This window comes from Pseudoalteromonas sp. NEC-BIFX-2020_002, assembly GCF_013002825.1.
Lineage (GTDB): Bacteria > Pseudomonadota > Gammaproteobacteria > Enterobacterales > Alteromonadaceae > Pseudoalteromonas > Pseudoalteromonas neustonica.
Genome location: NZ_JABEPJ010000002.1, coordinates 135,363 through 150,046 on the forward strand (window position 1 = coordinate 135,363; position 14,684 = coordinate 150,046).

Annotated in this window: 9 protein-coding genes; 3 read left to right on the forward strand and 6 right to left on the reverse strand. The window is 40.7% G+C overall.

The genetic code is table 11. The features are described from left to right. Positions 1 to 40: 40 nt before the first annotated feature. Positions 41 to 640 carry a hypothetical protein gene (locus HJP15_RS02885; protein ID WP_170173036.1) on the reverse strand — a complete coding sequence of 200 codons (600 nt, stop codon included), beginning with the start codon at positions 638 to 640 and terminating at the stop codon, positions 41 to 43. A gap of 126 nt (positions 641 to 766) precedes the next feature. Between HJP15_RS02885 and HJP15_RS02890 the strand changes: the two genes are divergently transcribed. Together HJP15_RS02890 and HJP15_RS02895 are read left to right on the forward strand one after the other, a co-directional pair. Next, on the forward strand, positions 767 to 1,612 hold the full coding sequence (locus HJP15_RS02890) for a LysR family transcriptional regulator (RefSeq protein ID WP_054205598.1): 846 nt from the start codon (positions 767 to 769) through the stop codon (positions 1,610 to 1,612). A gap of 40 nt (positions 1,613 to 1,652) precedes the next feature. Then, positions 1,653 to 3,704: a winged helix-turn-helix domain-containing protein gene (locus HJP15_RS02895; RefSeq protein WP_170173037.1), complete on the forward strand. Its 2,052-nt coding sequence runs from the start codon at positions 1,653 to 1,655 to the stop codon at positions 3,702 to 3,704. Here the strand turns inward: HJP15_RS02895 and HJP15_RS02900 are convergent. Further along, positions 3,696 to 4,793, reverse strand: a complete 1,098-nt coding sequence (locus HJP15_RS02900; RefSeq protein ID WP_170173038.1) for an alpha/beta hydrolase-fold protein — start codon at positions 4,791 to 4,793, stop codon at positions 3,696 to 3,698. The genes HJP15_RS02895 and HJP15_RS02900 overlap by 9 nt on opposite strands. A gap of 332 nt (positions 4,794 to 5,125) precedes the next feature. Here HJP15_RS02900 and HJP15_RS02905 point away from each other — a divergent pair, with 332 nt between their 5' ends. Then, positions 5,126 to 7,276: a TonB-dependent receptor family protein gene (locus HJP15_RS02905; protein ID WP_169327352.1), complete on the forward strand. Its 2,151-nt coding sequence runs from the start codon at positions 5,126 to 5,128 to the stop codon at positions 7,274 to 7,276. Positions 7,277 to 8,450: 1,174 nt separating this feature from the next. On the opposite strand, the gene nagP is transcribed toward HJP15_RS02905, so the two are convergent. From nagP to HJP15_RS02925, 4 genes are all read right to left on the reverse strand, one after another. Continuing rightward, a complete protein-coding gene (gene nagP / locus HJP15_RS02910; protein WP_054205594.1) occupies positions 8,451 to 9,752 on the reverse strand; it encodes an N-acetylglucosamine MFS transporter NagP in 1,302 nt (433 codons plus the stop codon). A gap of 217 nt (positions 9,753 to 9,969) precedes the next feature. Beyond that, positions 9,970 to 12,507: a family 20 glycosylhydrolase gene (locus HJP15_RS02915; RefSeq protein WP_170173039.1), complete on the reverse strand. Its 2,538-nt coding sequence runs from the start codon at positions 12,505 to 12,507 to the stop codon at positions 9,970 to 9,972. Further along, positions 12,500 to 13,378, reverse strand: coding sequence for an ROK family protein (locus HJP15_RS02920; RefSeq protein ID WP_170173040.1), 879 nt, complete (start codon positions 13,376 to 13,378; stop codon positions 12,500 to 12,502). The genes HJP15_RS02915 and HJP15_RS02920 overlap by 8 nt, the downstream gene beginning before the upstream one ends. A 27-nt stretch (positions 13,379 to 13,405) precedes the next feature. Then, complete coding sequence (locus HJP15_RS02925; RefSeq protein ID WP_170173041.1) at positions 13,406 to 14,665, reverse strand: MFS transporter; 1,260 nt, start codon at positions 14,663 to 14,665, stop codon at positions 13,406 to 13,408. Positions 14,666 to 14,684: the final 19 nt, after the last annotated feature.

The following is a 14,684-nucleotide window of genomic DNA, read 5'->3' on the forward strand; positions in this document are numbered from 1 at the left end:
GGCAAGTGAATAATACGCAAGCCAGTTTATTAATTAATGTTTAGGCAACTTCAGGGAGTGACATATCAAACCCGCGCTGCTGTAAATGCGCTTGCCATTTAGCAAGCTCTGGCGCTTTTGCCACCAGCTGAAAATACTGCTGTGATTGCTTTTCAATGGCGGTAATAAATACATCACCACTTTGCGCACCATAGCAGCTATTAACATCTGATAAACGTAAGCCTGGTGTAAGCTTAAACGCCTCGATTAAGGCATCAAAAGCATGTTCGCCGCATAATAATAAAGTAGCTAATTCTTTGCGTATTACAAATTCAATATCGTAGCGAAGCTGCTGCTCGCTGATCAGCGCTTGTAATTGTGTTGCGCCGTCGCTATGCAACACAAATCTAAAGGCAGTTTCACTAAAATAATATAAAGCAAAGCTATACGTGCTATTTAAGTCACCGTCTAACGTACCTTTAATACCTAACCCACTGGCGGTTAGCTTGTTAATATCTAACCCTAATATAGTGGTTAAAAATGGGATTGCTTCAGTGCCGCTAAAATCTATCACCATGTTGTTGGTATTAGCCTCAAGCAGGTTGCTATCTGGCACGTCAACTTGGCTATGGCGAGCAAACATTATTGGAGTAAAAGTCATTATCGACACCTATCAATCATTAGTCTCAAAAGTATATTGCGGGTGGCTGGCAACAACAAATTGTAATTATTTATCAATTGATAAATAATGCTTATGTATTTAACCCTATAAATTGAATTTTTTTATATGAAGAATATTTCAACAGACAGCCTACGCACCTTAGTAACCGTAATTGAAGTGGGCGGCTTTGCCAAAGCGGGTGAATTACTGGGTTTATCGCAACCTGCGGTAAGCTTGCAAATTAAACGCTTAGAAGATGTGCTTGGTCGTAAATTGTTCAAAAAACAAGGTCAACGCCAAGTACTTAATCAGTACGGTGAGCTTCTACTGCCACTTGCCAAGCAGATGTTACAGCAAAATGATGCGATTCTTCAGCTGTTCACTAACGAAAATGTGACAGGAAAAATACGTTTGGGTATTCCCAGTGAATTTGCAGCCCGCATACTGCCTGCCATTATAGGCGATTTTGTGGCGCTCTACCCTGATGTATCGTTAGAGGTTAAATCACGATTAAGTAAACATTTACTCTCCGTTGCACGCCAAGATCAATTTGATTTGGTGCTTGCGCTTAATGAAGATTTAAACTCTGAAAAATTCCCTGTATTTATGCAAGACCAGCTGGTGTGGGTTGGCGACTTAACGCTTGCACAAAATGAGGTCGTCACGCTAGTAACTGCGCCGGAGGGTTGTATATATCGCCGTCGCGCTATTGAAGCCTTACAATTAGCGGGCATTAAATACCGTATTATTTACAGCAACGCTGATTTAACCGGCTTAACCGCCGCATTAAAAGAAGGTTTGGGGATCACAGTGCTGGCAAAAAGTACCGTGCCGAATGAGCTAAGTTATCAATTACAAACCAAGCAACTGCCAGAACTTGGCCAAATAGGTATTAGCTTAATAAAACGTGCCGATGAGCCTGAACACGCCGTAGACAAACTCGCTGAGTTTATAACATTACGCTTAAGCTAAACTCCAGATTAAACAACAAAAATAATAAGACACTGTTTAAATGATAAATATAAACGCTAAGCAGCTCAACCCAACGACTGGCGAGCTACATTCGCAGGGTAAAATAACGCAGCTAGAACCCAAAGTATTAGCTGTATTTAATAGCCTATACCAAGCTAAGGGTGAGTTAGTATCGCAGCAATACTTGCTTGATACTATTTGGGCTGGGAGTGTTGTTGCTCCTAACGCGTTACAACGCTGCATTACGCAATTACGAAAGCATTTGGACGATGACGACAAAACATTAATTCAAACATTTTCTAAACGCGGTTATCGGCTTTCATTAAAAGAGACTCAATCTGCGCCTCAGCAAGCTTTACTTAACACTAATAAGCGTGTTGTTTTACCCAGTGTTTTTGCATTAATGGCGGTAGCAACGGTAATCATTTTTTTATACGCATCCCCTGTGCGCAATTTTTTTACAGCAAAGAGCATATTAGCCGTCACTGATATTTCACCTGTAACTTATAATCAAGCAGCTGAACTTGAGGGTCAAAACCACCAGCATTTATACACGTATATTGAACAAGCTGACACACCACAGTCTAAATATACTGATAAATTAATGTTGTTGGATACGCTAACTGGGCGCACGAGCACACTTTTAGAATCGGCAGGTTTTTACACCACTCCTGCGTTTAATGATCAGGGCGATACAGTACTTATCAGCCAACAAATAAATCAGCCTAATAAAGTAAAATGCAGCCAATTAACAACAATTCAATTATCGCCTCCTTTTGTTACTCAGCTGATTGGTCAGTGTAACACGCCTGATATTAAGCAAGCTTTGTGGCTTAATGCTGGCACTGCATTACTAGTATCCGACACACAATTAACACGCTTGACTGTCAATTCAGATCAGCACACACACATAACTGGCTTGCCACATAACTTAAACACTATCGGCTGGGTTAATATTGATAAAACCAACTCAGATCAGCCCGTTTTATTACTCGGAGGCTTAACTGATAGTAATATACCTATGGTGTGGTTTATGAGCCTTAAAAACAACCAACTAACCACAATGAGTACTGAAGCTTTAACTTACTCACAGCTTGGCGCTTCACCAATGCAGCCATTAAGCAAAAACACGCAACTGCAAACTCATAACAATACATTATATGTATATAAAAATGGCCAGCTTGCTACACAAACTCCGTTTTTGGGTAATAACAATGTGACACTTACTGATGTAATTGATACGCACACACTATTAGCCACGCAGTCATACCAAGATCAAGCCATTGTAGAGCGACGCTTTTCAACACCGGAGAGCTTTTACGATACTTACATTGCCGATAGCGAATTTTTAGAACAAAGCGCTCAATATCAGCCTCGTAGTATGCAGCTTGAACAAGGCATTGCTTTTTTATCAGAGCGCACAGGCAAACGTCAGCTATGGTTTGTAAATTCTAAAGGGGCAAAACAATTAACCTTTATGCATCCAATTGAGCATTTTACATGGCAAGCTGATGGTCAAGCGCTGTGGTTTTTAAGTAATGACGGTTTAAACCGTGTTGATTTGAGCGGTGTTGTAAGTACATTTACGCTGCAAACCTCGATTGATCTACTATTTCAACATAGCGCACAACTAAATACGCCATTTTTGTTAGCTCGCACACGCAACACAAAGCAACTAATAAAATTGGATCTAAATAGTATGACAACATCCGTTTTATTTAGAGGGTCTATACATTGGGCGCAAATAACCAATACTGGCCAACTATTTGCTGCAACCACTGAGCACCCTATTATTCAGCAATTACAAAATAACGCGTTAGAACAGGTTAGCGCCTTACAAAATATACACCTGCATTGGCGCTTTTATTACCGTGATAATAAACTAATAGTCGCAGATAAAAATCAACATATTTACGCATACGATCCCACGCAAAAAGCCATCACGGTACTGGGCACGTATGACGAAAAAACCTTACTAGCCAGTGATTTTAAGTTAGCGCCATTTGCGCTGTTAGCAACAACGCCAATGGCAAAGAAAGCTAACCTCGTTAAAATCAAAATAAACCTACAACAGCCACTTTCGTTACTGTGAGTTAAGTAACTCACTGATGTAGTTTATCAGCTCTTGATTTTGCTGCTTTTTAGCCATTGATAAGGCTTTATTTAAAACAGATTTAGCATCGCTTAGCTTACTTGCTTTAAGTAATGCTTGCCCATGGCGCAAACGATAAATTGCATTCTCTGGATTGCTTTTAATCAAGTAGGTAAAGACTTGTGAACCTTTATCTACTTGATTATGGGTAAAGTAGTGATCGGCAAGCCCTTCCAAATTGTTATTGGGAGAGTGTGGGTAGCCGTATTTTTTAAGCAACTGCTCATGATAACCTAGCACACCTTTAATGCCTGATTGTGCAAACAACTCAAAATTTACAATCTGTAAATCTGCAAATAAGTGCTCTACTGCATTGTTAAACCCAAGTACTGCGGTGCTTAAATAATTTTTTTGACTAAAATCTTCAAATACACTGTGATTACTTGCACTACTGACATATTTTTGCAAAGCAGTAAAATAAAGACGATTGCCTGCAAAATTACCCAATGACAAATACAACGCCCTATTCGCCAAATTTTGCTTTAAGGATTGATTAATTTTGTCGTGCCACGCTGTATCAGCAAGCTCAAGTGCGGGGCTTATGATTATCGCCCCTTGATAATGCTGCGGGTAATTAGCAAATAATGCTAATGCCTTATTTGCAGCCGTAGAAAACCCTTCTATTAATGTAAAAGGTGCAACATTAAAGTTTACGCGTATATAAGGGTAAACTTCGGTGTGCAAAATTGTCGCTAGTAGCTCATCATCGCTGTAATTCGCTTTATCTGAGCGTTCAATATTAGGAATACGCACCATAATTACCTTGGGCATAGGCCCAAAATCAACATGGCTCAACCAATCAATTTGGCTTTGTAACATAGCGATACGGCTATCACCAGCGCTAGTTGCTAGTAATGGATAAGGCGTCACTCTCTTTTCATCGTAACCATTGGGGATATAAATCTCAACTTCGATTGGCTTAGATAAATGAGCTGATTTGATACTCAGTACTTTTAAACCCGACTGAATGGTACTTGCATATGTAATGTTACATAACTGGCATAAAAAAATAGCTAAAATAATTTTCATATAAACTCCTTTGAATAGAGTTTTCATCTTATCTATTAGCAGGTTATTTGATTGATAAAGGCGTGATATAAAACTGATGGTTTACTGTTTTACTTAAGTAAGCTTACTTAAACAAAACTACTTAATCGTTAAACATGTAGTTTGAACAAAGAAAAATCACGAGTAGTACTTTAGTGCCAACTTTGAAGTGTTGATTGACCTCAAACATTAATACTAAACACCTATATTCGAAAAAATGACATAATATAATATGCAATGACATTGATTCGTATTTGTTACCGTGTTTAAATTAGTAAATTATTTTTGTTTCCATTAAACATACAGGATATTCAATGAAATCTCAGTTTATTGTTTCTACTCTTGCTGCAGCAATTACCTTATCACTAAGTGCAGGTGCTATTGCTAAAGATGTAACTGAAAAAGAGCAAGCATTTGAACAAATCACCGTAATTGGCTCACAAGCAGCTATTAACGACATTCCAGGTTCAGCTACTTTTATCAGTGATGAAGAGCTACAAAAATTTGAGTACACTGATATCTCACGCGTATTGAGCTCAGTACCTGGTGTATATGTTCAAGAAGAAGACGGCTACGGTCTGCGCCCTAACATTGGTATGCGTGGTACAGGTACTGGCCGTAACGATAAAATTTCTGTAATGGAAGATGGCGTACTAGCCGCTCCAGCTCCTTATTCTGCTCCATCAGCTTACTATTTCCCTACTATGGGTCGTATGCAATCAGTTGAAGTATTAAAAGGCGCAGCATCTGTTAAATATGGCCCTCGTACTACGGGCGGTGTTTTAAACTTAGTATCACGTAGCTTACCAACAGAAGGTTCTACTGGTTTAGTTAATGCAGAACTTGGTACTGATGGTTTTTATAAAGGCCATGCGTACTTCGGTAAAGAAAAAAATAATGCCGCTGCCCTAATTGAAGTTTTCAGCTATGGCGCTGATGGCTTTAAAGAATTACCAGTAGGTAGCGACAACACTGGTTTTGAAAAGAACGACGTATTACTTAAATTTGGTTACAAATTTGGCGAAAACGACGCACATAACCTAGAAATGAAAATTAAGTACTCTGATGAGCAATCTGACGAAACTTACATGGGTTTAACTGAGGCTGATTATCAAGCGTCGCCAAATCGTCGTTATGCTGCGTCGCAAAAAGACCAAATGAACACGCAACATAATGCATACCAATTAAACTATGCATACCGTTTTGGTGCTGGCTATGAATTTTTAGCAACAGCTTATTTAAATGATTTTCATCGTAACTGGTATAAAGCAAGCAAAGTAAGCGAAAGCTACTTAGCACAGTACAGTGAATTTGAAGCTGCACCAACAGCTGAAGGCATTGAAGGTATTGGCGTTAAAGCGAATAACCGTGACTACCAAGCAAAAGGTATTCAAACTGAACTACACATTCCAGCAGGCGATCACTACATCACTGTAGGCTTACGTCATCATCAAGATGAAATGGACCGTTTCCAGTGGGAAGACAAATACACGCTTAACCAAGACCTTTCAATGACACTAACAAGTGCTGGTGCGCCTGGTTCAAACAGCAACCGCTTTGATAGCGCTGAAGCAACGACATTATTCATTCAAGATGAATGGACAATCGATGCGTTAGTTATTAATGCAGGCCTTCGTTATGAAGACATCACTATTACTCGTGAAGAGTGGTCTAAATCTGACCCTAAACGTGAAAATGGTTTAACTAAAAATATCTCTAACGATACACAGATCTTAGTACCTTCACTTGGTGCAACTTATACTGTGAGCGATAGCCTAACGTTACTTGCTGGTATTCAGCAAGGTTATGCACCAGCTTCACCTGGTAATGCTGACCAAGAAGAAGAAGAAAGCTTAAACATCGAGTTTGGTGGCCGTTATAACGTAGCTGGTTTTGATGGTGAAATCATTGCGTTCTTCTCTGATTACAGCAATATGCACGGTAACTGTACTGCATCTATCGGTTGTAGTGATGAGAACATTGGTGACCAATATAACTACGGTGAAGTAGAAGTATCTGGTTTTGAGTTCTCAGCAGGTCGTATTTTCGAAACTGACAGCGCAACATTCCCAGTACGTTTAACTTACACTTACACTGACTCACAGTTTAAAAATGACTTTGCATCAGATATCTGGGGTCAAGTAAATAAAGGCGATGCAATGCCTTACGTTCCAGAAAATCAACTTGCTCTTTCATTCGGCGCAGCGCTTTCAAGCTTCGTATTTGATACGCAAGTACGTTATGTATCTGACGCGCACGCTGATTTAAGTGCTGACGGCCTAAATGCAATCGACAGCCGTGTAGTGTGGGATTTAGCCGCTAAATACTTAATTGATGACAATCAAAAAGTATACCTAACGGTTGATAACTTGTTTGATAACACTTACATCGCTAACCGCGCAAACGGCGGCATCCAACCTGGTAAGCCACGTACAATCCAAATGGGTTATAGCTACGCGTTTTAAGCGTAACAGCTAAAAATATTAAAAGCCGTGTTTGATAAATCAAACACGGCTTTTTTGTTACTATTATTTATTACGATAATGACGAACCAATCGTAGGGCGTAATTTATCACGAACATGAAAAGGTGCGTAGATTAAACCTATTAGTAACTTCAAACCTCAGTGCATTTTGGGCTAAAGCCCAACCTACATAGCCCCAACAACTAAACACAGGTCCACTTGTAGGGCTTGATTTATCGCGAAAACAGCGCGTAGATTAAGCCTATTAGTAACCTCAAGACTCGGTGCCTTTGGGCTAAAGCCCAACCTACATCGCTCCAACAACTAAACACAGATCCACTTGTAGGTCGTGATTTATCGCGAAAACAGCGCGTAGATTAAACCTATTAGTAACTTCAAACCTAGGTGCATTTTGGGCTAAAGCCCAACCTACATCGCTCCAACAACTAAACACAGGTCCAATTATAGGGCTTGATTTATCGCGAAAACAGCGCGTAGATTAAGCCTATTAGTAACCTCAAGCCTCGGTGCCTTTGGGCTAAAGCCCAACCTACATCGCTCCAACAACTAAACACAGATCCACTTGTAGGTCGTGATTTATCGCGAAAACAGCGCGTAGATTAAACCTATTAGTAACTTCAAACCTAGGTGCATTTTGGGCTAAAGCCCAACCTACATCGCTCCAACAACTAAACACAGGTCCAATTATAGGGCTTGATTTATCGCGAAAACAGCGCGTAGATTAAGCCTATTAGTAACCTCAAGCCTCGGTGCCTTTGGGCTAAAGCCCAACCTACATCGCTCCAACAACTAAACACAGATCCACTTGTAGGTCGTGATTTATCGCAAAAACAGCGCGTAGATTAAGCCTATTAGTAACCTCAAGACTCGGTGCCTTTGGGCTAAAGCCCAACCTACATCGCTCCAACAACTAAACACAGATCCACTTGTAGGTCGTGATTTATCGCAAAAACAGCGTGTAGATTAAACCTATTAGTAACTTCAAACCTCAGCGCCTTTTAGGCTAAAGCCCAACCTACATCAAGACTACACGTAAGCATCTAGCCAATTTTGATCATTACCTCAAATTCAAGGCATAAAAAAGCGCGGTATAAAACCACGCTCTTTATCACCAAACTCGCTAGCTTTATTCAAGCCTGCAGCTAGATAACTTAACTATTTCCAACTTCTCATTTTATGGCCTTTTAGGGCATAAAATAAAATGAAGATATAGCTTGGGATCATCACGATATAAGCACCTTGAGAACCAAGACCGGCTACGTTACCTAAGCCTATAAGTAATGGACCTAATGCACCACCCGCAATACCCATGATTAATAAACCAGACGCAGTACCCGTTAAACGGCCAAGCCCTGCAAGTGCCAACGGCCAAATTGCAGGCCAAACCATTGCATTAGCAAAACCTAGTAATGCGATACATAACAATGGATCAGGTAACTCAGGGCCACCAAATGGTACAAGTAATAAGTTAGCAATAATAAACGAATCGTTGCTGCCCATAACTACGGCAAGCACAGTCACAATACCGGCAATACCTGACATAACAAGTGCATTTTGCTGCGACATAAAACGTGGAATAAGTGCAATACCAATAGCATAACCAATTAACATACACGCCATAGTATACGAAGTCATAACAGAGTAATCAGCAATTCCTAAGTGTAGTGCATATGAACCAATAGTATCTGCTGCGATAACTTCAACGGCTACATATAAGGCAATACCAATAACGCCTAACGCTAGGTGTGGGTGGCTTAACGCTTCTTTTACTTCACCTTTGCCGTTACCTTCAGATTCTTCGAATACTAAATCTGGTAATGGTGCAAACTTAGCAAATAATGCAAATAGAAAGATTAAACCAGCAATACCGATATAAGGTAGGATCAAGCTATTCGCCATCGCATCTTTTTGTGCTTGTGATAACTGTTCACCGTCAGCAACTACGCCGCTTACGACTACGGCTGCAAAAAGTACCGGTACAATTACACCAGCAAACTTATTTAATAAGCCCATAATACATACACGTACTGCAGCAGATTTCTCAGAGCCCATTTTAACCACATACGGGTTGATCGCGGTTTGTAAAATAGTTTGGCCAACACCTATCATTAGCTGTGCAAATAAGAATATTTCGATCATTTGCATTTTAGCGGCAGGTATATACATTAGCGCCGAAGCAGCCATTATCGCACACCCTATCGCCATACCATTTTTATAGCCAACACGCTTTATAAGCATTGCAGATGGGATACCTGCGACTGTTACAGCAATATAAAACGATGAAATAATGAACGATGCTTGCAATGGTGATAACACTAGCATTTGTTGTAAAAACGGGGTTATTGCGCCATTCAACCAGGTTATACACCCTAGAATAAAGAACATTGACCCGGCCAATGTCATTGGCAGCCAAATACTATGCTTTGTGTTTGCGTCACACTCGACGGTTGCTTCCATAATTTTATCTCAACTGTTTATTTTAATTAATTATTTTAGTATTACACTGTAAAAGCTTTAAAAAACAAGGCATACAATACTAAAACCATTTTTATTACATAAAATTAATCATACACCAACAAAAATGACAGCGCTATCATTTTAGACCAACCAAAAAACTAAAAAGCCGCACGATTAAGACTCGCACGGCTTTTTATTCACTCATCAAACATGTTAATTATAGCTCTAATGCTCGTCCTTTACGCAAACCATTAACTGATATTGCACGTACCTGCTGTGCTGATACTGGCTTGCTATCGGCTTTATACTTAAGCCACTGCCCATCACTGTTTTGGTACTCAATTGTAAGCCCTGGATAAGGAATAAATGCATCAACGTTATTATCAATGGCGCGTGCAGCAACACTTGGAATACGATAAAAGCGCCCTGCTTGTTCCAACTTAGCTAATTCTTTAAAGCCAACTAACGCTGCAAAACGTTGCCAATCAGCCTCTTTTTGCTGCTTTAATGCTGTTTTAAAGTGCCCTGTATTTTGATCGTACTTAACTCCCTGCGTCTTATATTCAAGTTCCCATGGTGCTTTATGCCAAGCACGTTCAGCTAACGCCAGCAGTCGAGGATAAAGCATATATTCCGCCTGACGGTCACTGCGCAATAACTCTGACCACAAATGCCCTTGTAGGCCATGAAATTCTTTAGTGCGAATACTCTGGCGGTCATCAGCACTGTAGCTCTGTGATTTTACTGACTGCCAAATTTCAGCATGTGCAGGTAAATTATCAGGCATAAACCCAAATACTTTTTTGCTATCAATAGCACGGCTTGCCCAGTGATTGCCCGGCTCCTGCGGATGTGACTGGTAAGGAAAATCAAAATAGGTCACGTCTGGGCTTGATAGCACCACATCCCAACCTTGGTTAGCATGACGGTGTGCAACTTGATGACCCTCTTCACTGAGCGTTGCCCATGCATTTGATTGCACGGTTTTGGGCATGTTCTTAAGTGCAACATCACTCATACCGTCACTCCAACCAGCTACTTTTAAGCCTTTACCAGCCACTAGGCTACTCACTTTTTCAATAAAGTAGCCATTAAATGAATGTAACTCTGGTTGTTGTTGCTTAAGTGCTTTACAGCTTGGCGAATCAACCCATGCACCCGCGGTTTCATCAGCACCTATATGGTAGGTTTTAAAAGGTACCCCCGCTTGCACATGCAGCGCGTTTACTTCATCAAGTACTTTATCTATAAATTGATAGGTTGAGTCTAAACACACATTGAGCGTGTTATCGTTATAGTGCTGAATAGAGTTGTAGTTAGTTTTATCAGCAGGCTCCACCAAACGATACTTGAGTGCCTGTGCGCTTTTTCCTTGTGCTGTTAAACTATTAAAACGCGCTTCCATCGCGATAATTGCAGCGCGTGAATGCCCTGGCATATCAAGGGATGGGATCACTTCAATAAAATGCGCTTGAGCATGTTTTAATATTTCAATGTAATCAGCTTGGTTGTAATAGCCATTCACCGCAGCCCCCTTATTAAGTCCCGCGCCTAGTTGCGGTAATAAACACGCTTGCTCGGTTAAATCTAAACAGCGTGTTGCGCCTACTTCAGTTAACTCTGGCAAGTCTTTAATCGCTAATCGCCACCCTTCATCATCAGCTAAATGTAAGTGCAGTTTATTTAGCTTATAAGCAGCCATTTGCTCTATGGTGTTTAAAATAAATGCTTTTGAGCGAAAATTACGTGCAACATCAATATGCATGCCCCTAAACGGGTAGCGTGGTGCATCAGTAATTTTGAGCGCGGGTATGGTTAAATTCTCAAGGCTCACTAATCCAGCAATACTCTGTAGAGCATAAAACACGCCTGATAGGCTGCTTGCACTGATCGCTATTTGATCATGTTGCATACTAAGGGTATAGGCTTCGGGCACATTACCCGGTAGATCAAAATTAATTGTGGTAGCTATACCTTGGCTGTGTTGCTTGATACCAAAGCTTGTTAGTCGCGTGAGCGCCGCGCTTAACTGCGCTTGATTGGTATCATCTAATTGTAAGTTTAGACCTTGACTCAAATCGACCACTTCCCCTGTTAATACAGTTAAATCAGCCGGTTTTGGTATCAAACTAAGCGGCGCTTTACTTAACGTAGGCTTTGTTTCATTTTGATACAAATACTCAGCCCCCATCCACACCGTGGCATCATCTTTACTCGTTTGTAATTGTTCAAGTGTTAAAAATGGGGCTAAATAAGGTTGCAACTCAAGCTTTGTATCAGGGTCTAAGGTGGTCTTAGTGCTATCAATAACCCGACTTTTTAAACCGCTACTTGCCAACATGTAGTTAGGCATAAACTCTGAGCGGGTAATTTGCGACTCTTGAGTATAAAACTCAATACTGATTGGCGTATTTGCTTTAAAGCCAGTAAACGCTGCTGTGGGCTTAATTTGGTGTAAGTCACCATTAATATGAGTAATGCTAAATTGCGCTGAGTCAGTGCTGTAAATTGGCATTAACTGACTAAAATAAACAGACCAGCTATTACTTTTTACGTCGTAAGGAGCGCTCAATGTTAACCGTGATAAGTAGCACTGCGCTTGATGCGGTGCTGGGCACACATCAGGCTTTGCCGATAGTAGCTCATAGCTTACCGATAACTGCTGCGCTAACGTATCTAGCTCAATTTGTGTTGGTGCTTTAGCCATTACTGTGGCCGAGCATGCCCCAGCCATAAATAATAAAAATTTACGCATAGTTGGCTCCTAGGGGCTGATCGCTGGTAACTTCGTGCATGAACAAGGCGTGGCTGCCCAGTAATGGCGCATCATCCCCCAGTTCACTGATACGAATATCTAACGACTGTAAAATAACCGGATTAACAAGCTTGGCTAGCTGGGTATGTAAACTCGGTAAAAAGAAAGCCGATGATTGAGCAACTGAGCCACCAAGTACAATAACATCAGGGTCAAACGCCAGAACTACGTGGCTTATTGCATTGGCTAAGTGCATGCCAAACTCATCGAATAACTGCAGCGCATGTGCATCACCATCAAGGGCATCTTGGTAAGTTTGTTTGCCCGTTGTACCTTGATTAATAAAAAACTGCCCTGAGGTAAAGTGCTCAATAATACCTTGCTGATAAGTAAAACTACCAAACTCGCCAGCGGCGGAATGCTTGCCAGTGTATAGCTGACCATTTAACACCAACCCTGCGCCAAGGCCCGTGCCTAAGCAAATTCCAATTAGATTCGTATCTGATTTAAAGTCACCTTGGGTAAATTCTCCCATAGCAAAACAATTGGCATCGTTATGAACAAGCACAGGTAATTTAAAGTGCGTGTTTAACAATTGCTTTAGGTGTACGTTTTTCCAATTAGGGATATTAACCGTTTCAATTACTTCGCCTGTTTTCATCACGACCATACTGGGTACGCCAATCACTATACCCATGCATGTTTGATCAATAACTTGACTGATAATACTGCATAAAAAATCGTTTGTTTGCTGCTTACTTGCAGCGCCATCCACGTCAAAATAACGTTTTTCAATTACACCATTAGCGGTTACTTTTGCTACTAGTGCTTTAGTGCCACCTAGGTCAACACATAATAAAGTTTGTGACATTACAGCCTCTTTTGTCATCAAGTTAAATTAGTTACTTTCAGCAAGTGTTGCTGTTTGTGAATTACGTTTAAACGTGTGATTAGCAATAAGAGGCTTAGCCCAGATACCCACACTTAAAATATAACCAAGTGGTATAAGTAACAGTAATAATGATAGTTGCAAGCTACCTGTCAGCTCACTCATCGCTCCGACTATAGGCGATGCAAACGCACCACCCACAATCCCCGTGCATAAAATTCCTGATACCGTGCCATGCCCTTTTGCAACCGAGTTTAATGCCAACGAAAATATCACTGACCACATAATTGATAAGAAAAATCCAACCGCAGGAAACGCCCATAAAACCAACGCAGTCCCTGCAAATAATGCCGTTAGTAGACTTATCACTGCACCAACACTAAAAGCCAGTAAGACATGTTTAGCATCAAAGAGTTTTAACAATATAATTCCCAATAAACACCCTAATGTCAGTGATAACCAAAATTGGCTCACCACTTGGGCTCCTTGTGTATTTGGATCAAGTTGGTGGTAGGTTTGTAAAAATACTGAAATTGAATTAGCCACGCCTTGCTCAAGTGCGACATAAGCCACAATAGCGAAGAAGAATTTAATTACGGTTGGATCTTTAAATAATTGCAGGCTTTGTCTAATACTGTTTTGTTGCAAACTCTGTGCTTGCGCCTTTTTTTTCATAGGAACAACACTGATAACCACCAGCATCACCACGCATAACAGTGCAAATAATACGTACATACTTAGCCACGTCATATCTGCGGGCACTAATTGCAACAACCAGTTTTGACCCTGTGCGTGTGCATCAGCTTTAACAAGTGCGCTATACACCAGCGGTGATAACGTTGCCGCGCCACCAAACATCAACTGCGCCGCCACCGAAAACACAGCGAAATGTTTAGATCCACCACTTGCCCTTAGTAGCGGGTTAATGGCCACCTGCAACAGCGCCATGGCGGTGCCAATTAAAAATAACGCTAACATTGCCACTGCAAAAACAGGCATGCTAACAAATAGCACACTACCAAATAGTGCCAATGAGAATGCAATCAGCATCACCTTTTTCTCACCTAAGCTTTGCACTAATAAACCTGCTGGGATCGACATAACACCATAGGCAATAAAAAATGCAAACGAGAAAAAGCCAGCTAGGGTTAAACCAATATCGTAACTTTGGATCAAAGCCGGGAATATCGGCGCAAGTAAGTTCGTTATAAATGAAATAACAAAAAAAGTACTGAGTACCATTAATACTATCAAATAATTTTTTTTCATAATTGTGCTACCTGAAAGT